23 protein-coding genes are annotated in these 24,445 nt (G+C 72.4%); 11 read left to right on the top strand and 12 right to left on the bottom strand.

What is annotated here, in order from left to right; genetic code table 11:
• The first annotated feature begins 96 nt into the window (after window positions 1-96).
• The gene (locus tag ACQYWQ_RS12270; RefSeq protein ID WP_431034462.1) at window positions 97-615 is read left to right on the top strand and encodes a pyridoxamine 5'-phosphate oxidase family protein; all 519 of its coding nucleotides are present in this window, start codon (window positions 97-99) and stop codon (window positions 613-615) included.
• 76 nt (window positions 616-691) lie between these two features.
• Here ACQYWQ_RS12270 and ACQYWQ_RS12265 read toward each other — a convergent pair whose 3' ends face one another.
• Window positions 692-1,156, bottom strand: coding sequence for an SsgA family sporulation/cell division regulator (locus ACQYWQ_RS12265; RefSeq protein ID WP_431034461.1), 465 nt, complete (start codon window positions 1,154-1,156; stop codon window positions 692-694).
• Between the two features lie 154 nt (window positions 1,157-1,310).
• Between ACQYWQ_RS12265 and ACQYWQ_RS12260 the strand changes: the two genes are divergently transcribed.
• The 5 genes from ACQYWQ_RS12260 (at window position 1,311) to ACQYWQ_RS12240 (ending at window position 6,627) form a co-directional block, all read left to right on the top strand.
• Window positions 1,311-2,405: an energy-coupling factor ABC transporter permease gene (locus tag ACQYWQ_RS12260; protein ID WP_431034460.1), complete on the top strand. Its 1,095-nt coding sequence runs from the start codon at window positions 1,311-1,313 to the stop codon at window positions 2,403-2,405.
• 3 nt (window positions 2,406-2,408) lie between these two features.
• Complete coding sequence (gene cbiQ, locus ACQYWQ_RS12255; RefSeq protein WP_431034458.1) at window positions 2,409-3,170, top strand: cobalt ECF transporter T component CbiQ; 762 nt, start codon at window positions 2,409-2,411, stop codon at window positions 3,168-3,170.
• Entirely contained in the window at window positions 3,167-4,102 is a 936-nt protein-coding gene (locus ACQYWQ_RS12250) for an energy-coupling factor ABC transporter ATP-binding protein (protein WP_431034457.1), read from the top strand. Before cbiQ ends, ACQYWQ_RS12250 begins: the two co-directional genes overlap by 4 nt.
• The gene (locus ACQYWQ_RS12245; RefSeq protein WP_431034456.1) at window positions 4,099-5,343 is read left to right on the top strand and encodes a serine hydrolase domain-containing protein; all 1,245 of its coding nucleotides are present in this window, start codon (window positions 4,099-4,101) and stop codon (window positions 5,341-5,343) included. The genes ACQYWQ_RS12250 and ACQYWQ_RS12245 overlap by 4 nt, the downstream gene beginning before the upstream one ends.
• Before the next feature lie 441 nt (window positions 5,344-5,784).
• Entirely contained in the window at window positions 5,785-6,627 is an 843-nt protein-coding gene (locus tag ACQYWQ_RS12240; RefSeq protein ID WP_431034454.1) for an SDR family NAD(P)-dependent oxidoreductase, read from the top strand.
• Between the two features lie 91 nt (window positions 6,628-6,718).
• Here the strand turns inward: ACQYWQ_RS12240 and ACQYWQ_RS12235 are convergent, their stop codons facing one another.
• The 4 genes from ACQYWQ_RS12235 to ACQYWQ_RS12220 form a co-directional block, all read right to left on the bottom strand.
• Window positions 6,719-7,639, bottom strand: a complete 921-nt coding sequence (locus tag ACQYWQ_RS12235; protein ID WP_431034452.1) for a phosphotransferase — start codon at window positions 7,637-7,639, stop codon at window positions 6,719-6,721.
• A 236-nt stretch (window positions 7,640-7,875) separates the two neighbouring features.
• Entirely contained in the window at window positions 7,876-9,495 is a 1,620-nt protein-coding gene (locus tag ACQYWQ_RS12230) for a penicillin-binding transpeptidase domain-containing protein (protein WP_431034451.1), read from the bottom strand.
• A gap of 796 nt (window positions 9,496-10,291) precedes the next feature.
• Window positions 10,292-10,522 (bottom strand): hypothetical protein, encoded by a 231-nt coding sequence (locus tag ACQYWQ_RS12225; RefSeq protein ID WP_431034449.1) that lies wholly within the window; start codon window positions 10,520-10,522, stop codon window positions 10,292-10,294.
• A 134-nt stretch (window positions 10,523-10,656) separates the two neighbouring features.
• Window positions 10,657-10,980 carry a hypothetical protein gene (locus tag ACQYWQ_RS12220; protein WP_431034448.1) on the bottom strand — a complete coding sequence of 108 codons (324 nt, stop codon included), beginning with the start codon at window positions 10,978-10,980 and terminating at the stop codon, window positions 10,657-10,659.
• Between the two features lie 258 nt (window positions 10,981-11,238).
• On the opposite strand from ACQYWQ_RS12220, the gene ACQYWQ_RS12215 reads away from it, so the two are divergent.
• Window positions 11,239-12,042 (top strand): ABC transporter permease, encoded by an 804-nt coding sequence (locus tag ACQYWQ_RS12215; RefSeq protein WP_431034447.1) that lies wholly within the window; start codon window positions 11,239-11,241, stop codon window positions 12,040-12,042.
• On the top strand, window positions 12,042-12,767 hold the full coding sequence (locus tag ACQYWQ_RS12210; RefSeq protein ID WP_431034445.1) for an ABC transporter ATP-binding protein: 726 nt from the start codon (window positions 12,042-12,044) through the stop codon (window positions 12,765-12,767). The genes ACQYWQ_RS12215 and ACQYWQ_RS12210 overlap by 1 nt, the downstream gene beginning before the upstream one ends.
• A gap of 124 nt (window positions 12,768-12,891) precedes the next feature.
• Here the strand turns inward: ACQYWQ_RS12210 and ACQYWQ_RS12205 are convergent, their stop codons facing one another.
• The 7 genes from ACQYWQ_RS12205 to ACQYWQ_RS12175 form a co-directional block, all read right to left on the bottom strand.
• Window positions 12,892-13,581: a helix-turn-helix transcriptional regulator gene (locus ACQYWQ_RS12205; RefSeq protein ID WP_431034444.1), complete on the bottom strand. Its 690-nt coding sequence runs from the start codon at window positions 13,579-13,581 to the stop codon at window positions 12,892-12,894.
• Between the two features lie 61 nt (window positions 13,582-13,642).
• A complete protein-coding gene (locus ACQYWQ_RS12200; protein ID WP_431034442.1) occupies window positions 13,643-14,050 on the bottom strand; it encodes a DUF2511 domain-containing protein in 408 nt (135 codons plus the stop codon).
• A gap of 19 nt (window positions 14,051-14,069) precedes the next feature.
• Window positions 14,070-14,987, bottom strand: coding sequence for an ABC transporter ATP-binding protein (locus ACQYWQ_RS12195; protein WP_431034440.1), 918 nt, complete (start codon window positions 14,985-14,987; stop codon window positions 14,070-14,072).
• On the bottom strand, window positions 14,984-15,778 hold the full coding sequence (locus ACQYWQ_RS12190; protein ID WP_431034439.1) for a hypothetical protein: 795 nt from the start codon (window positions 15,776-15,778) through the stop codon (window positions 14,984-14,986). The genes ACQYWQ_RS12195 and ACQYWQ_RS12190 overlap by 4 nt, the downstream gene beginning before the upstream one ends.
• 220 nt (window positions 15,779-15,998) lie before the next feature.
• A complete protein-coding gene (locus ACQYWQ_RS12185) occupies window positions 15,999-16,601 on the bottom strand; it encodes a hypothetical protein (protein WP_431034437.1) in 603 nt (200 codons plus the stop codon).
• 176 nt (window positions 16,602-16,777) lie between these two features.
• Window positions 16,778-17,869: a hypothetical protein gene (locus ACQYWQ_RS12180; protein WP_431034436.1), complete on the bottom strand. Its 1,092-nt coding sequence runs from the start codon at window positions 17,867-17,869 to the stop codon at window positions 16,778-16,780.
• The gene (locus ACQYWQ_RS12175) at window positions 17,866-18,423 is read right to left on the bottom strand and encodes an RNA polymerase sigma factor (protein ID WP_431034434.1); all 558 of its coding nucleotides are present in this window, start codon (window positions 18,421-18,423) and stop codon (window positions 17,866-17,868) included. Before ACQYWQ_RS12175 ends, ACQYWQ_RS12180 begins: the two co-directional genes overlap by 4 nt.
• Window positions 18,424-18,660: 237 nt before the next feature.
• On the opposite strand from ACQYWQ_RS12175, the gene ACQYWQ_RS12170 reads away from it, so the two are divergent.
• From ACQYWQ_RS12170 to ACQYWQ_RS12160, 3 genes are all read left to right on the top strand, one after another.
• Window positions 18,661-18,831, top strand: a complete 171-nt coding sequence (locus tag ACQYWQ_RS12170) for a gallidermin/nisin family lantibiotic (RefSeq protein WP_431034433.1) — start codon at window positions 18,661-18,663, stop codon at window positions 18,829-18,831.
• 559 nt (window positions 18,832-19,390) lie between these two features.
• Window positions 19,391-23,083: a lantibiotic dehydratase gene (locus ACQYWQ_RS12165; protein WP_431034432.1), complete on the top strand. Its 3,693-nt coding sequence runs from the start codon at window positions 19,391-19,393 to the stop codon at window positions 23,081-23,083.
• Entirely contained in the window at window positions 23,080-24,435 is a 1,356-nt protein-coding gene (locus ACQYWQ_RS12160) for a lanthionine synthetase C family protein (protein ID WP_431034430.1), read from the top strand. Before ACQYWQ_RS12165 ends, ACQYWQ_RS12160 begins: the two co-directional genes overlap by 4 nt.
• The last annotated feature ends 10 nt before the right edge of the window (window positions 24,436-24,445 follow it).

Raw genomic sequence — 24,445 nt, 5'->3', positions numbered from 1 at the left:
TCACCACGAGGGGACGAACACCGGACCCGAGCGGGACACGACGAACGGCGGGCGGGGCGGCGCGGCCCGCGCACCCGCCCCCGGAGAGGACGCGGCATGGACACCGAACCGGGCGTGGAACTGGGAGCCTTCTCGGACCCGGGCGCGCGGGCGACCCCGTGGGCCTCGGCACGGGCGATCCTGGACGAGGCGGAGATCTTCTGGCTCTCCACGGTGCGGCCCGACGGGCGCCCGCACGTGACGCCGCTGCTGGCCGCGCGGGCGCTGGGCGCCCTGTGCTTCGTCACGGGCGGCCAGGAGCGCAAGGCGCTCAATCTCGACAACAATTCCCACTGCGCGCTGACGACCGGCACGGGCACGCTGAACGGAGTGGACCTCGTCGTCGAGGGCCTCGCGTCCGCGGTGGGGGAACGCTCCGAGCGGGAGCGCGCGATGGCGGACTTCGCGCGCAAGTACGGCACGCACCTGACCGACCCCGAGGGCACCTGGTACGGCATGGACGAGGCCGTCGTCGCGGGCGACATCCGGCTGTACCGGATCGAGCCCACCCGGGGATTCGCCTTCGCCAAGCTGCCGGTGTTCAGCCAGACGCGCTACGTGTGGCAGGGACGCTGACACGCGGAGCGGGAGGCCGGAGCGAGGGCGCGCCCGCTCGTATCGGGCCGCCGTTCCCGAGGGACGGCGGCCCGTACTACGCCGAGGACCGCGACCGTGTCGAGACCGGCGGCACCGGCCCGGCGGGCGCTGCCGGCGACCGGCGGCCCGGCGCCCTCGGCGCCTCGCGCACCGGTCCCGTGAGCCTCGCCTCGTAGTGGGCCGCCGCCGTGTACGTACGGCGCAGGAAGCGGATCAGGTCCGAGCTGTCGAACTGGAGGACCAGCAGGAGCCCCGCAGCGCGCCGCAGTTCGAGGACCGTCTGCGCGCGACCGCACGGCCAGATCCGCAGGGCCGCCGTCTCGGCCGGGCTGCGCAGCCCCTCCTCCAGGAGGGCGCGCGCGAAGACGTGGTCGTGCGCCCCCTCCGTGCCGGGGAAGCCGAGGCCGACGCGCGTGGGATCGGCGGCGGGGTCGTACCGCAGGAGCACGGGAAGCGTCTCGGCCTCGTCGGGGCCGCTCGCGCACACCCGCACCCGTACGTACTGCTCGATGCCTGTCACAGTCGCAGAGTCGCACGAATACGGGCGATTCGCCCGGCGGGGGCGCCCTCGGGGAGTAGCTGCGGCGCACGCACTCTTGCAAGTCACTCGCAATTGAGCACTATGATCGTACGGTTTTGCGCGTCCCCGCCCCCGCAGGAAGCGAAGTCCCGCCATGCATGTCCCTGACGGATTCATCAACGCCCCCGTCTCCGCCGCGACCGGCGTCCTCGCCGCCGCGGCCGTCGCCGTCTCGCTGCGCGGCGCCCGCCGCGAACTCGGCGCCGCCGGTGCCGAGCGCACCGCCCCACTCGCCGGCCTCGTCGCCGCGTTCATCTTCGCCGTGCAGATGCTCAACTTCCCGGTGGCAGCGGGGACCAGCGGGCACCTGCTCGGCGGGGCGCTCGCGGCGATACTCGTCGGCCCCTACACAGGCGTTTTGTGCGTGTCCGTCGTCCTGCTCATGCAGGGCGTCCTCTTCGCCGACGGCGGCCTCACCGCGCTCGGCGTCAACATCACCGACATGGCGATCGTGACCGTCGTCGTCTCGTACGCGCTCTTCCGCGGCCTCGTGAAGGTCCTCCCGCGCCGCCGCTCCTCCGTGACCGCGGCCTCCTTCGTCGCCGCGCTGATCTCCGTGCCCGGCGCCGCCGTCGCCTTCACGCTCATGTACTGGATCGGCGGCACGACGGACATCTCGATCGGCAAGGTCGCGAGCGCCATGATCGGCGTGCACGTGCTCATCGGTATCGGCGAGGCGGCCATCACCGCCCTGACGGTCGGCGCCGTCATCGCCGTGCGCCCCGACCTCGTGCACGGCGCGCGCGGCCTCGAAGCGCCGCTCAAGCTGCGCGTCAACGGGGAACTGGTCGACGCGGCCCCCAAGGCCCCGGTCCCGGCCCCCGTCGCCGCCCGCGGCCGCTCCACGCGCAAGATCTGGATCACCGGCATCGCCGCGTCCGTCATTCTCGCCGGTTTCGTCAGCTTCTACGCCTCGTCGAACCCCGACGGCCTGGAGAAGGTCGCCCACGACAAGGGCATCGACCGCTCGGAGAAGGACCACGCCGCGAAGGACTCCCCGCTCGCCGACTACGGTGTCAAGGACATCGCCAACGCCCGGATCTCCGGCGGCCTCGCCGGCGTGATCGGTGTCGGCGCGACGATCGTCGTCGGCTCGGGCGTCTTCTGGGCCGTACGCAAGCGCCGCACCGACGACGAGAGCGGGGACCGGGGCGGGCACAGCGCCACCACCTCAGCAGGGACCGTATAGAACATGGGAGCGGGCCACGCGCATCGCCTGTACCGGCACGGGCACTCCGTCGTGCACGGGCTGCCGCCGCACACGAAACTCGCCGCCGCCTTCGCGTTCGTCGTGGTCGTCGTCTCGACGCCGCGCGAGGCGGTGTGGGCCTTCGGCGTGTACGCGGTGCTGCTCGCCGCCGTCGCCGCCGCGGCCCGCGTCCCCGCGGGCTACCTGCTGAAACGGTTGCTCATCGAGGTGCCCTTCGTGGCCTTCGCCGTGCTCATGCCGTTCGTCGCCGAGGGCCCGCACACCGAGTTCCTCGGCCTGTCCCTCTCGGTCAACGGGCTGTGGGGCGCCTTCAACGTCCTCGCGAAGGGCACGCTCGGCGTCGCCGCCTCCGTCCTGCTCGCCTCGACGACCGAACTGCGCGCCCTGCTCCTGGGCCTGCAACGGCTCCGGCTGCCTTCGATGCTCGTCCAGATCGCCTCGTTCATGATCCGCTACGGGGACGTCATCACCGACGAGATGCGACGCATGAAGATCGCGCGCGAATCGCGCGGCTTCGAGGCGAGGGGCGTACGGCAGTGGGGCGTCCTCGCGAAATCCGCCGGCGCCCTCTTCATCCGCTCCTACGAACGCGGCGAGCGCGTCCACCTCGCGATGCTCAGCCGCGGCTACACGGGCAGCATGCCCGTCATCGACGAGATCACCGCGACGGGCACGCAGTGGGCGCACGCCCTGACCCTGCCCGTCGCGGCGCTCGTGATCTGCCTGTTGGGATGGACCCTGTGACGAACCCTGCCACTTCTGCCACGCCTGCCACTTCTGCCAGCTCCTCTGCCACGCCTGCCGCCGCTGCCACGCCTGCCGCCGCTGCCACTTCTGGCGTCGCTGCCACTTCTGCCGTCTCCGCCGCTTCTGCCGCTGCCACTTCTGCCACTGCCTCGGTGCGTGCCGCCGAGGGTGCCGAAGTGCCGCCGCCCTCGCTCGACGTGCGCGGCCTCGCGTACGCGTACCCGGACGGCCACCAGGCGCTCTTCGGCGTCGATCTCCGTATCGAGAAGGGCGAGCGCGTCGCGCTCCTCGGGCCCAACGGGGCCGGCAAGACGACCCTCGTGCTCCACCTGAACGGCATCCTCGAAGCGGGCGCGGGCAGCGTCTCCGTCGCGGGACTGCCGGTCGGCAAGAAGCACATGGCAGAGATCCGCCGCCGTGTCGGGCTCGTCTTCCAGGACCCCGACGACCAGCTGTTCATGCCGACCGTCCGCGAGGACGTCGCCTTCGGCCCGGCGGCCGCGGGGCTGCGCGGCGCGGAGCTGGAGACGCGGGTGCGCGAGGCGCTCGACGAGGTCGGCATGGGCGAGTACCTCGACCGACCCCCGCACCACCTCTCCTTCGGGCAGCGCCGCCGCGTCGCCGTCGCCACGGTCCTCGCGATGAAGCCCGAGATCCTCGTACTCGACGAGCCCTCGTCGAACCTCGACCCCGCCTCGCGCCGCGAACTCGCCGACATCCTCCAGCGCCTCGACGTCACGGTCCTGATGGTCACGCACGACCTCCCCTACGCCCTGGAGCTGTGCCCGCGCGCCGCCATCCTGAGCGACGGCGTCATCGCCGCGGACGGCCCGACCGGGACGCTCCTGAGTGACGCCGGCCTCATGCGCGCCCACCGCCTCGAACTGCCCTTCGGCTTCGACCCGCGGTCTGTGAACATGGAGAGGTGAACGAGAGTGTGCGCGCACCCGGTGACGTGACGGTCGAAGGACTCGTCGCCCCGGGATACGAACAGGTCAGGGACGCCTTCGTCGGCAATTTCACCCGGCTCGGGGAGCGGGGCGCCGCCGTCGCCGTCTACCACGACGGGCGCAAGGTCGTGGACCTGTGGGGCGGCACGAGGGACGGGGACGGTGGTACGGGGGACGGCGCCGCGGGGGAGGGCGGCGCCGGTGCGGGGCCGGGCGGCGAGCCCTGGCGCCGGGGCACCGCGCAGATCGTGCGCTCGGCGACGAAGGGCGTCGCCGCGACCGTACTTCTCCTGCTCCACCAGCGCGGCAGCCTCGACCTGGAGGCGCCCGTCGCCACGTACTGGCCCGAGTACAAGGCGCACGGCAAGGACGCCACGCGCGTACGTCACCTCCTCGGCCACCGCGCGGGCGTGCCCGCGCTCGACACCCCGCTGACGCCCGAGGCCGCCAGGGACCTCGACCGCGCCGCGGCGGCCGTCGCCGCGCAGGCCCCGTTCTGGGAGCCGGGCACCGACCACGGCTATCACGCGCAGACGTACGGCTTCCTCACCGGCGAACTCGTGCGGCGTCTCACCGGGCGCACGCTCGGCTCCTGGGTCGCCGAGCACATGGAGCGGCCGCTCGGCCTGGACCTGTGGATAGGACTGCCCGAGGACGAGGAGTGGCGCGTCGGCCGGATCACGCCGCTCGCCCCGCCGCCCGCGGCGAACGGACTGCGACTGCGCCCCCGCAGGGACATCGCCGCCGCGTACGCCGACCCGCACTCGCTCACGAGCCGCGCCTTCGCCGCCGTCAGCCCCGAGGCGGACGAGAACACCCGCGCCCACCGCGCCGCCGAACTCCCCGCGGCGAACGGCATCGCGACCGCCCGCGGCCTCGCGCGCTTCTACGCGGCGCTCATCGGCGACGTCGACGGCGGCCGCCGCCTCCTCACCCCCGCGACGCTCGCGATGGCCCGCACCCAGGAATCCGAGGGCCCCGACCGCGTCCTCGTCGCCCGCACCCGCTTCGGCGCCGGCTTCATGCTCCACGGCCCCGCGAGCCCCCTGCTCGCCGAGGGCTCCTTCGGCCACCCCGGGCGAGGCGGTTCCCTCGGCTTCGCCGACCCGGAGTCGGGGATCGGGTTCGGGTACGTGACGAACGGGCTCCGGAAGGGCGTGACGGCCGATCCGCGGGCGCAGGCGTTGGTGCGGGCGGTCCGGGGGGTGGTGGGGGGATAGGGGGAGGGGGTGTGGGGAGGGGGAGCGGGGGTGGTGGGGGGGGGGCTGCGTCGCCCGGTGGCTGCGTGGCCGGGGTGGGGGAGTGGGGACGCGGGGGTGGGGTTTCGTGGAGGGGCGGGCGTGTTGCTGCTTTCGCGGGGCGCCGGACATGCCCCCGCCCTCCCAGGGGGCACCCCTGCAAACAGTCTTTCACCCGCCACCCCCGCCCCCCGACCATCCCGGCGAATCTGTGGATAACTTCGCCGAACCCACCACGCGCCTCACCCGAAAGAGTGGGAGCCGTTCTCGCGGAAAACCCTCGCCGCGCCACATCGGCTACAGTCGCGCACACCCTGCCCGGCAGCCGCCCGCCCCGGCGGCCTCCGTCCCCGCCGCACGCGCCCACGCCCCCACGCGAACGACCCTGTACGCGCGCCCGAACTCCCCGGTACCTTCCGCGCCATGACGAATCGATTCGATGGCCACGTCGCTTTGATCACCGGCGCGGCGCGCGGGATCGGTGCGGCGACCGCCCGCCGGCTCGCCGCCGAGGGCGCGCGGGTGCTGCTCACCGACGCCGACGAGGTGGCGGCCCGCGCGACAGCCGCGGCGATCCCCGGCGCGGAACCGTACCGGCTCGACGTCCGGATACGGGCCGAGGCCGAGGCCGCCGTCGCGCACGCGGTACGGCGCTTCGGGCGTCTCGACGTCCTCGTCAACAACGCCTACGCGGCGGGCGTCGACGCCGACCTCTTCGAGAACGAGAGCGACGAGGTCTGGGAGCGGGACATCGACGTGTGTCTCGGCGGAGCCTTCCGCTGTTCGCGCGCCGCGCTCCCGCACCTGGTCGCCTCCGGCAGGGGCGCGATCGTGACGATCGGCTCGGTCAACGCGGAGGCCGATTTCGGCGGCCACGCCTACAGCGCGGCGAAGGCCGGGCTCACCTCGCTGACCCGTACCCTCGCGGGCCACGCGGGCCCGCGCGGTGTGCGCGTCAACCTCGTCGAGCCCGGCACGATCCGTACGACCGCGTGGGCCGACCGGCCCGCCCACCTCGAAGCGTTCGCCGGCCTCTACCCGCTCGGTCGCGTCGGCGAACCCGAGGACATCGCCGCCGCCGTCGCCTACCTCGCCTCGGCCGACGCGGCCTGGGTCACGGGCACGACCCTGCGAGTGGATGGCGGCATCTTGGCAGTCCAGTCAGGATTCCGGCAGCGAGCGGCAGAGGCCGACGCTGCGGCGGTACGGGGGGACGCGAGCCCGGGCGCGCCGGGGCGGGCGGCCTCCGAACCGGGCGCCGACTGAGCCCCCTACCGCAGGCCCGGCCGTCCCCGACCGGCCCCGGAACGGCCCCGATCACCCCGCCGTCCAGCCCTGCTCCGCCCCTCCTCCCGCGTTACAGCTCCAGCAGGTCCAGGGCCTGGTCCATGTTGCGGCGGGCAAGCGCCTGGTGCGTCGGGTCAAGGCTCGGGTCGGCGAAACGGGTCGCGGACTGTTCGAGGTACCACTCGACGCGCCAGACCCGCAGCCACGCGAGCGCCCAGCGCTCGGCGGACAGGCCCGCGCGACGATTGAGCGTCGACGCGGGCCCGCCCAGGTCCACGTACTTCTCCAGGAACGCCCGCGCCTCGCGCGGCCGCGCGCGGTCGAGCCCGTCTCCCCAGGAGACGAGGTCGAGGAGGACGGGACCGACGTAGGAGCGCGCGAAGTCGAGGAGACGAATGCCCTTCGGCCCGACGTGCACGCCGTTCCCCGCGATCTCGGTGTGCACCCAGCCGAAGGGCTCCTGATCGGCGCCCGCACAGCGCTCCTCGGAGACCTTCCGCACCTTGTCGAGGTCGTCGAGAAGACGGCCCGCGAGCGCGGTCCAGCGCCCCGCCTCCTGGAGCCGGTCCAGGTGCCAGCGCGCCCGGTCGGGCAGTGTGATCATCGTGTACTCGGAGAGCGAGGGGCTGCCGGGCGGCGAAGGCGCCTGATGGAGGACGAGGAGGAGTGCGAGCACCTCGTCCTCGGTGGCGGGGCGTTCGGCCTCGCCCAGGTCCTCCATGACGATCGTCATGTGCTTGTTGCGGACCTCGCTGGAGTGCAGCGTCGCCACGGGCACCCCAGCGGCCTGGAGCACCCGGTGCGTCGCGGCCTCCTGGGCGAGCGGCGCGTGCCCGTACTTGTGGATGAGCGTCAGGCCGTCCGCGAAGACAAGCCGCTCGATGCCGCCGTGATTCCGGGAGCGCACCTCCTCGCGCCGTGGCTCCGGGTCGAGCCCCAGCCGGTCGAGGTGCTCCGCGAGGACCGTATTCAGGAGAGCGAAGTCGAGCACGGGACGTCCCGGGGGAAGGCGGTACGGGGTACGGACCGGCACATCGTGGCCCACACCCCCGCACCACCCCAAGCCCGCGACCGATCACGACCGTTACCGATCTGGCGAGTCCGATGGTCGGCGATTTGTGGACAGAAATGGCGGTACGGGCCGAGCCGCCGATCGACAACGATCGGCGTTCCCGCTCTCCTCACTCCGGCCCCAACGTGGGCCGCGATCGGCAAGGGCGCCGCGTCTCAGCCCGTCGCGCGCAGCACCGCCGCCACGATCGGGCCCGCCACATCGCCACCGTGACCCCCCTGTTCCGCGTACGCGGCGGCCGTGAAATCGCCGCGGTAGCCCGCGAACCAACTGTTCGACTGCGTCTGCCCGTCGACCTCCGCAGAGCCGGTCTTCGCACCGATATCGGGGCCGAGCCCGCTCATCGCGGCCGCGCCCGTACCGCTCGTCGCGGTGAGATTCATCAGCTGCCGCAGCTGCGCCGCCGTACTGGGACTCAGCCCGGCGGCGGTGGCCAGCGGCCGCTTGTCGAACGACGCCGGCACGAGAACGGGCTGGTGGAAGGCACCGTTGCGGATCGTCGCGACGACAGAGGCCAGGTTGAGCGGATTGAGCTGAACCTTGCCCTGCCCAATGAGGGAGACACCCTTGTCGTCCCCCTCGGCGACCGGCACCTTCCCGTCCGCCGAGGCGATGCCCGTCTTCCAGTTGTCCTTGCCGAGCCCGAACTTCTCGCTCGCCTCGGCACCGAGGTCACCGGCCCCGAGCCGGGGCGCGAAGGAGACGAAGGAGGTGTTGCAGGAGATCGCGAAAGCCCGCGCGAGCGTCGCGCCCGGATCGGCCTTCATGCCCGTGAGGTTGTGCACCGCCTGCCCGCCGGAAAGGGCCGTGTCGGGGCAGGGAGCGGGCCCGTTCGCACTGGTCAGGCCCTTGTCGATGAGCATCGCCGCCGTGATCATCTTCATCGTGGAACCGGGCGCGACAGTGCCCTGGAAAGCGGCGTTGAACTGGTCGTCGCGGTGATTCGCGACAGCGAGGATCTCCCCCGTACCGGCCCGCTCGACGACGACGGACGCGTTCGCATACGACGCCACGGCCTTCTCGGCGGCGGCCTGCACCCCCGCGCTCAGCGTTGTCGGCACCCGTCCCGGCTTGCCCTTCTCCAACGTCAGCAGCGTCGTGTTCGGCGTGTCGTCGGGGTGCTTGATCATCAGCTCGACGGCCCCGGAGCCGCCCGACTGCTCCCCGTACCGCTCCCTGAGCTGGGCGAGTATCGGCGTGAGCGAGGAAAAGGCCTCGGCGTCGAGCGCCTTGCCGTCGCGGTCGACGAGTTCGACGGGCGGTGCGTCGGCGTCCCCGGTGACGAGCAGATCACCGTCCCGCATCCGCGGATGCACGAGCGCGGGCGTCCACTTGACGACCGGGTGCCCGGTCGCTTCCGAGCGGACGACGGTCAGCTTCGTGTCGTACGCGAGCGACTTGCCGCGGACGGCGAGCTTGACGTGGTACGGCAGTTGCTTGGCCGTCGCGGTGCCCGGTGTCAGCGTCACTTTGCTGACGTGCGCCTGGTCCCGTACGCCCTGGAGCGCCACGCCGGCGGGCGCGGGCTGGCTGGTGAGCGCCGCCGCCGCGGTGACGCGCCCCTCGCTCCACGTGCTGAGGAACTTCCGCCCCGTCTCCCGTACGTCCTTCGCCGTCAGCGGCGTCTCCAGACGCTTCGCCACCGCCTCGGCCGAATTCTCGTCCGCCGTGCCCGAGGTGACGGCATGCACGAGGTTGTACGCCCCGTACCCGCCACCGCCGAGCAGCACGACGAGTGCCCCCGATACCACTGACACCTTCACCCCGGTGCGCATGACAGCACTCCCCCTCCCCGTATGTGGCCGTGGGGGAGCTTATGGGGCGGGCGTGACCTGTGGAGATCTCGTTACGGTATTGCGACGATCACGCGACCGATTAGCCCCGGCCGGCGATCCGCCCCGGCACCCGCATTTCTCGACGGCAGCCCCGCCAAGCCGCCGTCCCCGCCCGCCTACAGCCCCTCCGGGCAGACGCCGATCGCCTCGCGGCTGAGGGCGAGCGAGTCGATACGCGCCGACATGTTCCTGGGGCTCGCGCCCCCGGGGGAGCATCGCGTCCGTCTTGGACGGCGCGACCCGCGGCGGCGGGCACGGGCAGCCCCGCGTACGTGCCACACGGCGTCCGGCCGACGTCGTCTGCGGGGACGGCCAACACGCCGGAGCGAGGCCGGACCGGCGCGGCACCGCCAGCAACGCGGCCGACGGTGTCCACGCGGGCGCGGTCACCCGCGGCCTGTCCCCGCCTTGCGGGGCGGCGTGGCCAAGGCGGTCGGGGTGGTGCGGGCGGCTGGGGTCGCTGCGGTGGTTCCCTTGTCGTCGCCGGCCGCGACCGTCGCGCGACCATCCCGTACGTGACGCACCAGACGAGCCCGGTGTCCTGGTCCCGGAAGAGGCGCTCGGGTACGTGCAGACCATTCACGCGGACCCAAGCTGCGGAAGGCGTGGCGGGGCTGAGGCGAAGGCGAGCCAGGCTTGGGCCGGGGTAGTGCGGTGGCCAGGGCGTGGTGGGGGCGGGACAGGGTCTTGACGGGTGGCTCTTCGCGAGGAGACCGGGTGCGGTGGGCCGGGCGGGTCAGTCCAGTGGGCTTTCCACTCGCGCTTGTTCGAGAAGTTCGGGGTACGCCTCCTCCGCCTCCTGAGTCGACAGGCCGAGAAGCATGGCGGACCAGGGGACGGGGCAAGGCGGGGCGTGCTCCGGGTCGGGGCACAACAGGTGCTCGACCTTTCGCTTGATCTCCTCGGCCTGGGCCGGAGTGGCGTAGAGGCCCAGACGCAACTCCTGGACGCTTCGCGCTTCGGTCATCGCTCACCTTTCCCGCGGCGTGGCACGAAGGGGGCGAGACGGACTGCCCCCGCGTGTTTGCCGACGGTACCGGTGCGCGGGGGCGGGCTCCACTTCTTACGGCTCCTCGTCCCGCCCTCTGCGGCGGAACGACCTCACCACACACGCTTCGCGTCGCAGTGCCGCTTGTAGTGACCTGCGGGGACATGCACATTGCGCTTCGCGTCATTGATGGCGGCCTCCTTGCTGTTGCCGGTGCCGTCCGCCCGTTCGTAGTGCGTGACGTTGTTGTCGCGGATTCGCACGATCTGGCACTGCACCGTCGCGTGCCACGTGCGCGGTACGGGGGCCGCCGCCACGCCCACTGCCGCTGGGCTCGTGGTCGGAGTCGCGGCGGCGGCCGGGGCGAGCAGGCCGGTGAGCGCGAGGGCGAGCGCGAGGACGGCGGTGGGGGCGGTGGCGCGCAGCTTGTTGTTCATGGAGCCCTCCTGGGAGCGATAAGCAGCGATATACGCGTGATGTGGCGATACGCACGTGATGTGGTGATGCGGGGTGGTGCGCGGTGTTACGGATCTACCGACTCTGGCGCCGCCGGAAACCCTCACCGCTATCCCTGGCAGATCACCTGGCAGCCCTTGGCAAAAATGGCAGTCGACTGCCAGCACGGCGGAATCGCGAACCAAACCGGCCGGGACGGCTACGTACCACCTGTACGACAGCGATCCCGAGGAGATTCCATGCCGCTCAGCACCGCCCCCCCACCCCTCGCCGGACAGCGTGACACCCCCTCGCTCGCCACCGTGACCGGTACCGAGCTGGCGCGTTCCCGGCGTGGATTCGTGTTCTGGTACCACCTCCTCGCCCCCGTCGTCATCACCGTCCCGCTCTTCCTCGGCGCCCTCGGCTCCTCCGAGGCGAAGGCCGGACAGACCTTCGAGGTCTTCCGCAACGTGACGCTGGAGTTCTGGGGCGTCCTGGTGCCGATGACGGCGGGTCTCGCGGCCGCGCTTACGGTCCGTGCCGATCAGGACGCCTGGCGGCTGCTTCTCTCCTACGGCGTACCGCGCTGGCGCTACTTCGTCGGCAAGGTCGCCGCGCTCGGTGTCCTCGGCTTCCTCTCCGCCACCGTGCTCCTCGTGATGCTCTCGCTGGGCGCGGTCATCAGCGGCCGTTTTCCCCAGGCGATGGGCATCGTCGTGGCAGCCGTGTACCTGCCCTGGCTCGTCGGCCTCTCGATGACGGCCCTCGCGGTGCTGGTCGCCATCAAGTGGGGCACCGGTCCGAGCATCGGAGTCGGCGTCGCCGGACTGCTCTGCGGAGCGCTCGTCTCCGACAAAGTCTTCTGGTTCGCCGTGCCCTTCGCCTGGCCCATGCGCGTCGTCCTGCCCCTCGCCGGAATCGGCCCCAACGGCGTCCCCCTTCCCAAGGGCAGTCCCGTGACCGCCATGTCGGCGATCCCTCTCGCCCTCGCCCTCGCCGCCGTCCTCACCGCGCTCCTGCTCCTCGCGGGCAGCGCCCACATGCGCCGCAAGGAGATCTGATGACGACCACTACCGCCCCCGCCCTGTCCATCCGCCAGTTGCACAAGCACTACGGCGCCCACCGCGCTCTCGACGGCGTGGACCTCACCGTCGTCCCCGGCGAGGTGCACGGTCTGCTCGGCCCCAACGGCGCAGGCAAGACCACGTTGATGAAAACGGTCCTGGGCCTCCAGCGCCCCACCTCCGGCAGCATCGACCTCTTCGGCCGCCCCGTGGACCGTGAGACGCTCGCCCAGGTCGGCGCCCTGATCGAGGTCCCCGGCCTCTGGCCGGGACTCACCGCCGACGAGACGCTCCGCCTCCACGCCAAACTCCGTTGCGTCCCCGAGGAGTGGATCGACCCCGCCCTGGAACTCGTCGGCATGAAGGAGGCCCGCAGCCGTCGAGTCGGTGCGTACTCCCTCGGCATGCGCTGGCGCCTCGGTATCGCCGTGGCGCTGCTCGCCCGGCCGCGTCTGATCATCCTCGACGAGCCGACCAACGGACTCGATCCTGTCGGCATCCGCGAGATGCGCGGCATCATCCGTTCCCTGGCCACCGAGGGCGTCGCTGTCCTCATCGCGAGCCACCAACTCGCCGAGGTGGCTCAGATCTGTGACCGTATCCAGGTCCTCGTGGCCGGTCGTACCCGTTACGCGGGACCGCTGGAAGGGCTCGCTCTCAACGGCGATCTGGAGGCAGGCTTCTTCCACCTCCTCGAAAACTTCCAGTCGGGCATCCGCTGATGCCCGGCCGGGGAACCCGGACGCCGCGCCGGTATCCCGGGCGGGGCCCCATCGCGGGGTGGGGCCCCGCCGCGCGTCGCGGTGCCGCGCCGGGCCGCTTGTCGGCCAGCCAGTTTTGGGAGGCTCAGGACGCCTGGCGGTGCGGTACTTCTTGGATCTCCCGCGCCTGCCGGGTCGGCAGCAGCTCTGACCGGAAAGAAACGAGAGTCATCAACTCCGCGCGGCCGCGCACGCCGAGGAGGTCGTACAGTCTGCGGATTCGGCGATACATCGAGCGCTCGGAGCAGTAGTGACGCCGGGCGATCTCCGAGACAGTCGTGGCCGTGCACAGGTCCCGTACGAGCTGCCGGTCCGGCTCCGGCAGCCGAGGCATGGGGATGGAACGCGGTAGCGGCCCCTTGGCGTCGGCGCGCGCCGACGCGGCGGCGTTCGCGGCGGCGTGGGCCCGCAACTGCGCCTGCACCATGCTGATCTGGCTCTCATCAGCGATGGCAAGGTTGAACACGCAGTTGGCGCCGGACCGGATCGCGTAGTAGGTGTGATGCCCCGAGACATCCTGGGTGACGGCGATGAGCAGTGCCAGCGGGTGCCGCACCCGCAGCGTGCGCAGCTCCTCGGCTTGGAACTCGCTGGTCACCGGGTACAGCACCGGAAGATTGAGCACACCCCCGGGCGCCGCCAGGTCCTCGTGGTGGACGAAGTCGATCCGGTCGAAGCCTCGGCGCAGGGCATCGAGCGGCGATTCGGCCGGTGCGTCGGGATGAAAGCGGTCTTTGAGACCGGAGTGGATGAGTACATGGAACTGGTCGTGCACAGTCTTGTTCCCCCGTGTGTGATGGCTTCGCTTTCCCCGCGTCAGGTCGCGGGGCCGGTGGTCAGCCGGCCCGGCAGAGCTTCATGGTGCGGCTGAGCAGCACCCCGAGGCTCACCTTGCCGCCTCCGTCGCCGGAGGCGCGGATGGCGCTGATGTCGGCATAGCCCGCTTCCTTGGCCCGCTCGTTGAGCGCGTACGTCGTGCCGTCGGGGGCCTGGAAGACGGCCTGTTCGCCCTTGCGGCACTCGGCGGTTCCGTGGTCGACGGTGAGTGGCCACATGTAGCCGAGGTTCTTCTCGTTCAGCGCCTGCTTGGTGCTGGTCGGACTCGGCAGCGGCACGGGCGCGCTGCTGCCGCCGTGGGGTTCGCTGCCGGAGCCTCCACCACCACAGGAGGTGAGCATCAGGAGCAGGAACCCGACGAGGGCCGCAGTGACAGTGCGGGCGCGGCCGTGGTGGTGCATGGTCATGGGTAGGTCACCTCAGGAATCATGTGTCCGTCCTCTCCGTGGCCGGGAGGAGCTTGGTGCTCGACGCGCTGTCAGCGGCGAGCAGGGCGGCGTATCCGTCGTCGAGCGAGGGCTCGACCGGTCGGCCGCCGGGTGGTGGCGTAGGGGAGACGAGCCGGTATTCGGTCTCCCCGGCATGCGTGACCGCGCCCACGATCTGGGTCCCGGGCATGGTGGCCTCGCCGATGCTGCGGGCATCGACCACGTACGTGTATCCGGCCGCCTGGCTGACCAGGGCGGCGGTGCTGTCGTGGAAGATGAGTCGGCCCGAGGCGAGAACGGCCACGTGCGGGCAGGTCTGGGCGACATCGTCGAGGATGTGCGTGGAGAGCAGGACAGTGCGTCCACGGCCGAGACCGGCGAGCAGCGTACGGAAACGCATACGTTCGTGCGGGTCGAGCCCCGTCGTCGGCTCGTCCACGATGAGCACCGTGGGCCTGCCGAGAAGTGCTTGGGCAATGCCGACCCGCCGCTTCATCCCGCCGGAGAACCCGGCGAGACGTTCGCGGGCGAACTCTTCCAGGCCGACTTCGGAGAGCCGTTCCTCCACCTGACGGCGCCGCTCGCGCTTCTCGTGGATGCCTTTGAGCACGGCCACGTAGTCGAGGAATTCGCGGGCCGTCAGGTCCGGATAGAGCGAAAGCTCCTGGGGCAGATAGCCGAGGCTCCGTTTCGCCTCGGTGAGCCCGTGGCTCGTCGCGAGGTCGTGACCCGCGACGATTACGCGTCCGGAGCTGGGGCGCAGCACCCCGGTAAGAATGCGCAACAGGGTTGTCTTCCCTGCCCCGTTGGCGCCCAGGAGGCCTGCGGTACCGCCCTGGATGTGCAGATCGACAGAGTCCAGCGCTCGACGCCCGCCGCGGTGAATCTTGGTCAGTTGCTCTGTGATGATGTTCATGAGGCTCCTAGCCGTCTGATGCGGGCGACGAGGTACCCGAGCGCGAAACAGGCCAGGGCGGTGGTGAGGACAAGAGCGAGATTCACCAGCGCGGCCGTGTCTGTCACTGCCGGGCGCAATGTGCCGCCGCCCTGGCGCGCTGCCCAGATCTTCGGGGCGCCCGCCCAGGCGGCCAGGGGGTATCCGCCGAGGGGCGACAGGACTGTGCCCGTCGCGGTCGGGATGGGGGAGAAGGCCGGAGGGAAGTGGCAGGCCCACAGCCAGACCACCGTGAGGACGGCGCGCGCCGCGGCGAGGGGCAGGAGAACACCGAGTAGTCCGGCGAGCGCGGTGGCGAGGAACGCTGCGGGCACCACCGCCACGAACAACGCGACGACCGCCGCGCTCAGCGGTGCCCCCGTGCCTTCCGACACCGCGAGTACCAGTGCGTAGAGCAGGAAGAGCGAGGCCACAGGGAAAAGGGCGGTGAGCAGCGGCCCGCCGAGGCTCCCGGCGGCACGGGACAGCGCGGTGGAAGGGGTCGCGGAGAGCAGCTCCGGCATTCCGTGTGCGTCCGTGCTCCGCCGCAGGCGATCCGCGACGGCGAGCCCGACTCCGAGCGAACCGAACGTCGTGACGAGTACTCCGGCAGCCGCAGTGATCGTGCCCGGGTCTCCCAGCCCCGTCACCGCGGGGGAGGAGACGGCGAGCAGGAGGCTGAGCAGCGTCAGCGGGAGTACGGCGCCCCACACGATCTTCCGTCGGGCCGCCATCAACGCCTCGTATCGCAGGCTCCACAACAGGACACTCACGGGGCCTCCCCGGCAGCGTGATGCGGGCGTGCGGGAGAAGGGCGGCTGAGGAGCCTGCCCGGCGGCCCGTGGTGGCGGGGCGGCGCGGGCGTGAGAGGCGGTACCGGGCGGCGGGAAGGCCGGGGCGGGAGGACTCGTGCTCGCGAGGTGTGGTGCGAGGGCCGGAGACTTGCGTGGCTCTCGCGGAGGGGGAGAGCCCGGAGCAGCTGGGACAGGGGCATCATGCGGCACCCCCGGCGGGGTGGCGGAGACGGCTGAGGTGGCTGCGTGACAGGGCGAGAAGCAGAGCGCCGGCCAAGAACTCGGGGAGGGCCGTGGCGAGGCCTCGGGGGGCAAGCTGGTCGAGAAGGAGCACTTTGACCAGTACGGCGGAGAGGACGAGGCCGGCTGCGGGGGTGGCGGAGCCGGCGCGGGCGGTGGCCCAGACAGCAAGGCCGCACAGCAGCGTGGTGAGGCCCGCCAGCTCCGGAAGGAGCAGCACCGGCCCGCCGAAGCGGGCCGCACCCGGGAGCAGGCTGAGAGCGGTGGCGCCGAGGACCGCGATGGACGCGGGCCAGCACAAGCGACGCAGCACTGTGCGGGGGTACGGGGTGGGGAGCGAGAGGTGCAACTCCGGCATGGGCTCGCGGGCCGTCACCGAGGCGCAGGCCAGAGCGGTAGCGACCGGGAGCGCGCAGACGAGCAGTGTCCGGGCGAGGAGCGTGCCCGCTCCGGAGTGGGCGAATGCCGCCGTGGCGGCGAGCAGCGCGGCCAGGACGGGCAGGACAAAGGCCTGGCGTCCGCAGTGGCGTGCCTCATGAGTCCACCAGGTCGCGGTGGCCATCGGGCCCCTCCTTTCTCCGCGGGGGTTCTCTTTCCGGGGTTCTTGTTTCGTTGCGTACGTGCGGGTTCGTGCCCGCACGCCCTTGTGGTGCACCGCCCCTCGTTACCTGCGACGGGGGGAGAGCGCGGGAACGAGCGGCGGCTCGACAAGTACGTAGCGCCGGAGGCGGCCGAGGTTCATGGCCGGGGCGAGGAATTGTGATCGAGGTGTCGGCGCATCGTGGCGACCGCCCAACCGAGGAGGACGGCGGCAAGGGCGAACGTCCACGGGGTCGTGGAGAGCAGCGGGGCGAGCAGGGCACCGAACGGGGCGCCGAGGGTCGTCTCGGGACCGCCCAGTACTCCGAGGAGCCAGACCGCGCCCCCCGCGGCCGCACCCGCGGTCGGGGAGAAACGGACCGAGAGGGCGAGCGCGCAGGAGGCGGCGAGCAGGGACTCGCCCAGCCAGCCCGAGACGACCGGCCACCAGCCCGGTGGACCCTCGACGAAGGCGGAGCATGCCGTGGCCAGTGCCACGTCCACCCCGAACACCACGGTGAGACGGGCCAGGAAGACGGCGACGGGCGGAACCGGGAGGGTGAAGAGCAATTCGCGCCGTGGGTCACGGCGAGGTGAGGCCGCCGTCAGCGCGCCCACCATGATCAGGAGGGCCACGACCGCGCTGAACAGCCGGGGGCCGCCGAAACGGTCCTCCGCGCGGGAGGCGGCGAACAGCGCCGCGAGGACGAAGGCGGCGGCGGTCAGCGGAGCCCAGCTCCGCGGCATCAGCACCGCCTGACGGGCGACGAGATTCCACACGGTGTGCCAGGCACCGCGCACGGGCACAGCGGGCGCGGGCTTGGGCGCGGACGGAGGCACCGGCCCTGCGGCGCCGACGGGCGCTCGGCCGGCCACGACGCCGTCTCCGGCGGGGGTCGACCGCCCTGGCAGCGAAGCGACCGGCGCGTAGACGGTCCGCGGCCGCCTGCCGACGGGCGCTTCAGGCACGTCGGGGGATGCGTCGGGAGCCTCGGGGAGCGTCCCTGGATTCCCTTCGTCCCGTACCTGTTGGAGACGGCCGAGAGCGGGGCCGACGAAAGTCTCGAAGGGGGGCGGCGCGGGGGAGTTCCGCTCCGCTTCCTCCCGCAGAGCACCACGCAGCGTCTGCCACAGCGTCAGCGTGGCCCGGCAACCCGGGCAGGTGGCGAGGTGGTCCCCGGGCAGCGGCACGGGTGCCTCGGGACCGGAGAGCCGGGCCAGGTCCGCATCCGTCAGGTGTTCGTCAATCATCGTCGTTCCACCTCTTCCAGCCGCCGGGCCGACAGCATGGCGCCGAGCCGCCGTCGTGCCTGGGACATCCTGCTTTTCACCGTGCCCACGGGGATGTTGAGCAACGAGGCCACCTCCGGGTAGGAGAGGTCATCGACGAGGACGAGCAGGAGCACCTCCCGCAGGTGCGCGGGAAGCGCCTCGATCGCGGTCATCAGCTCCTCGCGCTCGGCGCTCCGCACGATCTGGTCCTCGACACTCGGCGCCGGATCGGCCACGTCCCACGCCTCGCCGAGGTCCGTCAGCTGCGGCCGTGCCCGGCGCAGCTGGTTGTGCGCCTGGCGTTTCGCCACGCCCATCACCCAGCCCTTCACCGTGCAGTCGCCGCGGAAGGAGCCCGCCGATCGCCACACGGCGAGCCAGGTCTCCTGAAGGATCTCCTCGGCAGTCCCCCGGTCGGGGGTGAGTCTGCCGAGGAGACGCAGCACGGCGACGGCATGCCTGTCGTACAGGTCGCGCAAGGCGGAGTGATCGCCGGCGGCGACGGCGGCGAGCAGAGCTTGATCCGGACACACGCCATGTACGTATCCATCTGTCACGATCCGGTTCACGTGCGCAGGGGATGAAGCGGAAATTCTGTCTGGAAAGTGCGAGCTGAAGGAAATGGTCGTCACTGAGCGTGGCGGAGACTGCCAGGCATCTGCCACGGCTGCCACTCTCGCTCGGATCGCTTGGTGCGTCGCCGATCGCTGTGCTTCGGTTGATTGCGGATCGCGATTCACGCACAAAAGCCCGGAATCGAAGGAGTTGCGATGGGGACCAGTGCGCCTTCCACGGCGAACAAGGAAACAGACCTGTTCGATCTCGACCTGGAGATCGGCATCGAGAAGTCGGTCGCCGGCCCCGCCATCACGAGCGTCTCGTGGTGCACCCCCGGGTGCACCAGTGAGGGTGGCGGCTCTGGTTGCAGCCACTGCTGCTGACCGGACGTAGGACAGCGGTCCCGGGGCCGGCGCTCGACCCGGCCCCGGGACCGCGCACACCACACGACACCAGACGAATCCGCAGACGAATTCCGTGTACGGAATGGGACGGGAGAACAAGGGGGAACGCATGGGGGAAGCGGCAGCAGAGCCCCGCAGTGGGGACGAGAGGAAGCCCGTCGCCGGGCTGCCCAGGCAGCCCGCGTCGACGGACCGGGCAACGGTCGACACGACAACGGACGGGCTGACGAGCGCACCCGTACGGGAGCAGCGCGCCCAAGCACCAGAGGCCGGACAGGTCCCTCTGGACGACCGGCGACCCGAGCCGGTGCGGTCTGAAGCCGCGCGGCCTGAACCCCTGCGGCCTGAGGCGGCGCAGGCCAGGCCGCCCAAGCAGTCCGCGCAGCTCAGCCATCCCACACCCCCCGAGCAGCCGTCCGGGGCAGCGCGGCCGCACCAGGCACACTCCGCGAGCACCCCGTCGGCACACCGTCCGCTCCCGCCCGGCGGGCCGGTGACGAAGCAGCTCGTGACGCGGCCGCCTGTGGCAGAGCCCGCCATGAGGCGAGCCCCCGCCCTCTTCACGGCGGGAGCCCACTTCCTCTACCGCGCCCCGCTCACTCTCCCCACCTCCGACGCCTGCGCGCTGCCGCTCCCGCCGGCCGGTCCGCAGGACCTCAGCGCCTGCGCCGGGCTCCTCGCCGCCGTGCCCGCCTGCGCCGCTCTCAGCGAGGCACTGGAGCTGGCGACGCCGAGCCTCACCGCCCTCGTCCGCCGGGTTGTCGCACAGGGCGCCGAGGGGGTCAGACCCGGACAGCTGCGCCGGGCGGCGCTCGCTGTCCTGCGCTACGACATCCGGATGCGGAGCAGGCCCACACCCTTCGGCCTCTTCGCCGGCGTGACGACGGGCGACTTCGGCGCGGACACCCTGGTGCGGCGCGGCCCGGCGCACCGCACGCGGACGCACGCCGACATGCAGTGGCTCACCCGGATCGTCCACCGCCTCGAAGAAGACCCCGCAGTACTCCGTACCCTCCCGCTCCAGGCGCACCAGGCCCTGACCCTGCGTGGGGACCGGATCGTGCTCACCGCATCCTCCGCCCGCGGCGCCCGCCTCGTCGAGGGCGAGGAGACCCGGGCGACCGTCTCCGTACGCCACACCCCCGTGGTGTCCCGGGCACTCGCCGAGAGCGCCGGGCCGCTGCCGTACGGGGAATTGGCGCGGCGCCTCACCCGGGCGTTCCCCACTGCCCCGGCCACCCGCGTCCACGACCTCCTCGCCCAACTGGTGCGACAGGAGATCCTCCTGACGGGGCTGCGCCCGCCCCTGGACGGCGGCGATCCCCTCGGTCACGTCCTCGGCCTCCTCGCGCGCGTCACGGAGCCGTCCCCGCGGTCGCGTCGGCTCCACGACGGGCTGCGAGCGGTGGACCGCGAGCGGAGGGCGTACGACGCGGCCGCGTACGCCACCGGCCAGGAGCGGCTCCGCGCTCTTCTCGCGACGGCCCGCGCGACCGAGCCGGACGAGACACCCCTGCACATCGACACCCGTATCGACGCGGCAGTCCGGCTGCCGAGGGCGGTGGCCGAGGAGGTCGAGCGGGCCACCGAGGCCATGTGGCGGCTGTCCCGTCCGAAGCTCGGCCTCAGCGCGCTGCGCGGCTACCACCAGCGCTTCCTCGACGTCTACGGTGCCGACCGCCTCGTACCGCTCCTCGACCTCCTTGACGAGTCCACCGGGCTCGGTGCCCCGGCCGGTTACGGCTGGCCCAACGGCGACCTTCCGCCCGCGCCGCCCCCTGAACCGCCGCGCACCGCGCGCAGGGATCGCGCGATGGCCCGCATCGTCGCCGCGGCTCAGCGCTCTCGTTGCCGCGAATTCGTCCTGGACGACGCGGATCTGGCAGACCTCTGCCACGATCTGGCAGAGCCCGCTGAGCTGCCGACGTCCGCCGAAGTGACGGTGCACGTCGTTGCTCCCTCCGCGGAGGCGCTGGACAAGGGGGAGTTCCGGGTCTTCCTCTCCCCCTCACCGGGCTCGCACCGGGCGGGAGCGACCTTCGCCCGTTTCGCCGACCTGCCGCCCGGCCACCCCCCGCAGGCAGCGGATTCCGGCGAACAACAGCCGGCGGAGTGCGTTCCCGTGCCCGCCGTGCACATCGAGGGGGCCGTCCCTGTCGATCTCGCCTTCCGTACCCGCTCCGGGCGCGCGGCCAATCTCGCCCACACCGTCCCGGCCACGGGCCGCCGTATCAGCGTCGGTGTGCCGGAGGCGCCGGGTGTCGAGGAACTGCGACTCGCGGACATCGGTATCGGGGCGACGCTCGACCGGCTGACCGCCGTTCACCTTCCGACGGGACGCGAACTCGTCCCCGTGCTCGGCAATATGGTGAGTGCCGCGGCCCAGGCGCCGAACGCCGTGCGACTGCTGTGGGAGATCGGCCTCGAAGGGCAACGGCTCTGGGAGCCGTGGAACTGGGGGGCGCTCGCGGACGCGCCCTTCGTCCCGCGTGTACGGTACGGGCGCTTCGTGCTCGCCCCGGCGGTGTGGCGCCTCGACACGTTGCGGGCGGCGGCGACCGTACGGACCGAGGACCGGGCGGAGAACGTACGGACCCGGCCGGGGAGCCCTCTCCCCGCGCAGCCCGGCCCCGCCGACCTCGAACCGGCGCCCCCGGGCACCCCGGAGACCGCTCTCTCCCCCGAGCAGGTCTGGGACCTGGAGGTGGCTCGTTGGCGGGAGAGCTGGGACGTACCGCGCCAGGTGCTCGTCGTCACGACGGATCAGCGCCTGCTCCTGGACCTCGAAGAACCGTGGCACCGCGCCCTGCTGCGGGACGAGGTGCGCCGGCACTCCGAGCTGGTCGCCCAGGAGGTGCCGGGGGAGTACGAAAGCTGGCTCGCGAGCCCGCTCGCCGGCCACACGGCTGAGTTGGTCGTCCCCCTCACCCGCCGCTCCGCTGCCGCCCCGCTCCGCAAGCCCTATCAGGGGCACCATCAGCCCACCCGCACGGTGCACGGCCTCGGTGGCGAGTGGCTGTACCTCAAATTGCGCGGTGCGGCGCGCGCCCAGGACGACCTGCTGCGCACCCACGTGCCCGCCCTTGTCCGATGCGCGGCCGAGCACGGCGCGGACGGCTGGTTCTTCCTCCGCTACACCGACGAAGCGGGCCACCACCTGCGGCTCCGCCTGCACGGACCGCCCGGGGAACTGTGGGGTGCCGTCGCGGCCCCGCTCGGGCGGCTCCTGGAGGACTGGCGTGCGCGCGGCCTCGTCCGGGGCCACTCGCTCGCCGCGTACGATCCCGAGACCGAACGGTACGGGGGTGCGGCGGCCCAGCGGCTCGCCGAACGGGTCTTCCAGTACGACAGCGAGGCAGCCGTTGCCCTGCTGCATCTGGCCAAGGACCCGGCGAACGACTACGGCGTGGACGACCTCGCCGCCCTCTCCTGCTCCGCACTCGCCCACGCCTTCGGCCGGCCCTCGCCACACCACCCCGCACGCGCCGGGGAGTTCGGGGAGGAAGCGGCGTCGGCCTGGCTCTCCCTGACCGGCACCCGACGTGAACTGCCGTCCGCCTACCGTCGTCGCGCCGCTCATTGGCGTCGCCTCATCGACCCCGCCGACGACGGTCCGCCTCCCCCCGGGGACCCGGCCCGCGCCGCGGCCCTCGCGGCACTCGCTCCCCGGGACGCGGCGGTACGGGAGCTGGCCGCGCACGTCCGGGCGGTGGGCGAGACACCGGAGGGCCGGGTGGTGGGCAGCCTCCTCCACATGACCTGCAACCGCCTCTTCGGCGGGCAGAGCGCGCGCGAACTGACGGTCCTCGGCATCGCACGCGGCGCCACCCAGGACAACTGCCGCGCGCGTCGGCACCGCGAGGAGCGGCGACAGACGGCCGCTGGGCGGGAAGCCACCGAGGCGCCGGGCAGTGCGGGCAGTGCGGGCACGGAGCCGGGGACCGCGAACGCGTGGGCGAAGGGCGCGAAGGACGAGTCGCCAGGGCCCCCGGTGCGAGCCGGGCGGGTGTCTGCGGACCGAGGGCGAGGGCCGGTGCGTTCAGACTCCGGGAGTCCCGCGTCCGCGCGTTCGGCGTCCGCCGACCCTGTACCCGCCGGCCCTGTACCCGCTAGCCCCGTGTCCACGAGCCCTGGGTCCGCCATTCCCGTAGCCGTGAGGCCCGAGTCAGCCGGCCACACCCGGCCCACGCCGGACGCCCCTCGCTCGCCCTCGTCCAGGAGGTCGCCGTGACCGTTGTGTCTGTCTCTTCGCGTGACGCGATCTCCCTCGTTGCCGAGCGGCTGGCCGATCCCGCACAGGTCGCGGCGGTCGCCGGGCGGGAGGAGAACAGGGACCCGGTGTACGGGGCGGTGATGTGGGGGCCGCTCACGCTGGCCAACGGGTTGCCCGGCGTCGCCCTGATGTACAGCGAACTCGCCAGGAACGACGAGAGCTTGCGGCGGATCGCGCACCGGCACCTGCGTGCGGCCGGTGAGGAGATGGGCCGGGCACCGAGCCGGGGCCTGTACTCCGGACCGGCCGCGCTGCTCGCCGCCGCGCAGACCTGTGCGGGGGACGGCGGACACTACGGGGTGCTTCGCCGGCGACTGGCCGACTGGGTCGCCGAGGACCAGGCCGAGCGGCTGCGGGTCTTCCGGGCGCGGGCGGCGCGCGGCGGCGTAGGGGTTGACTGGGCCGCGTACGACCTGGTCAACGGGATCGCCGGCACGACACGACTGCTCATCGACGCGGCCGACGACCCGGCGGAGTCGGGGCCGAAGGTCAAGGCCGCGCTCGTCGACTCGTTGCGGCATCTCGTTCACCTCACCGAGCCCGTCGTGGTGGCGGGACGCGAGGTGCCGGGCTGGTGGGTCCCGCCGGAACTCCAGCTCTCCGAACGGGACCGCGAGAGCTATCCGCGCGGCGATTTCAACGCCGGCATGGCACACGGGATCGCGGGCGTGCTCGCGGTACTGAGCACGGCGTACGAGGCGGGGCACGAAGTGGCGGGGCTGCGGGACGCCGTGGAGCGCATCGCGGACTGGCTGCTGCGGCGGACGGCACGGGACGAAGCGGGGCCGTACTGGCCGGCGCGGATCGGCTGGGACGAGGAGGTCGCGCCGCGGCTGCCGGAGGGCCTCTTCACCCGAACCGCCTGGTGCTACGGCACGCCGGGCACGGCTGCCGCACTCTTCCGGGCCGGTACGGTCCTCGGCCGCGCGCGGTGGCGTACGGCGGCCGTCGACGCGGTCCGTGTCGCGCTGCGGCGCGACGAGTCCCTGTGGGCGATCGAGGGGCCGACCGTGTGCCACGGCTACGCGGGCCTGCTCCAGGTCGTTTCCCGGCTCGCCCGGACCACCGGTGACCCGGAACTGCTCGCCGGGCGGGACCGTTTGGTCACGAAAGTCCTGGCGTGCGCGGACGAGGCGGCACCCTTCGTCTTCCCGCACCTCATGCGGTATCCGGCGGCCGCGCGGTCTCCCGAGCCGCACCGCGCGGTGAACACGGCGGGCATGTTGGAAGGCGCGGCGGGGGTGGCGCTGTCCCTGCTGCCGGCGGTATCGGGCCCGCTGCCCTGGGACCGCACGCTGGGGCTGGCCTGAGATGGCGACA

The sequence above is a fragment of the Streptomyces sp. P6-2-1 genome (assembly GCF_050613165.1).
GTDB lineage: Bacteria > Actinomycetota > Actinomycetes > Streptomycetales > Streptomycetaceae > Streptomyces.
The sequence above is the reverse complement of the archived record's forward strand: the minus strand, read 5'-3'. Positions and strand labels throughout refer to the sequence as shown.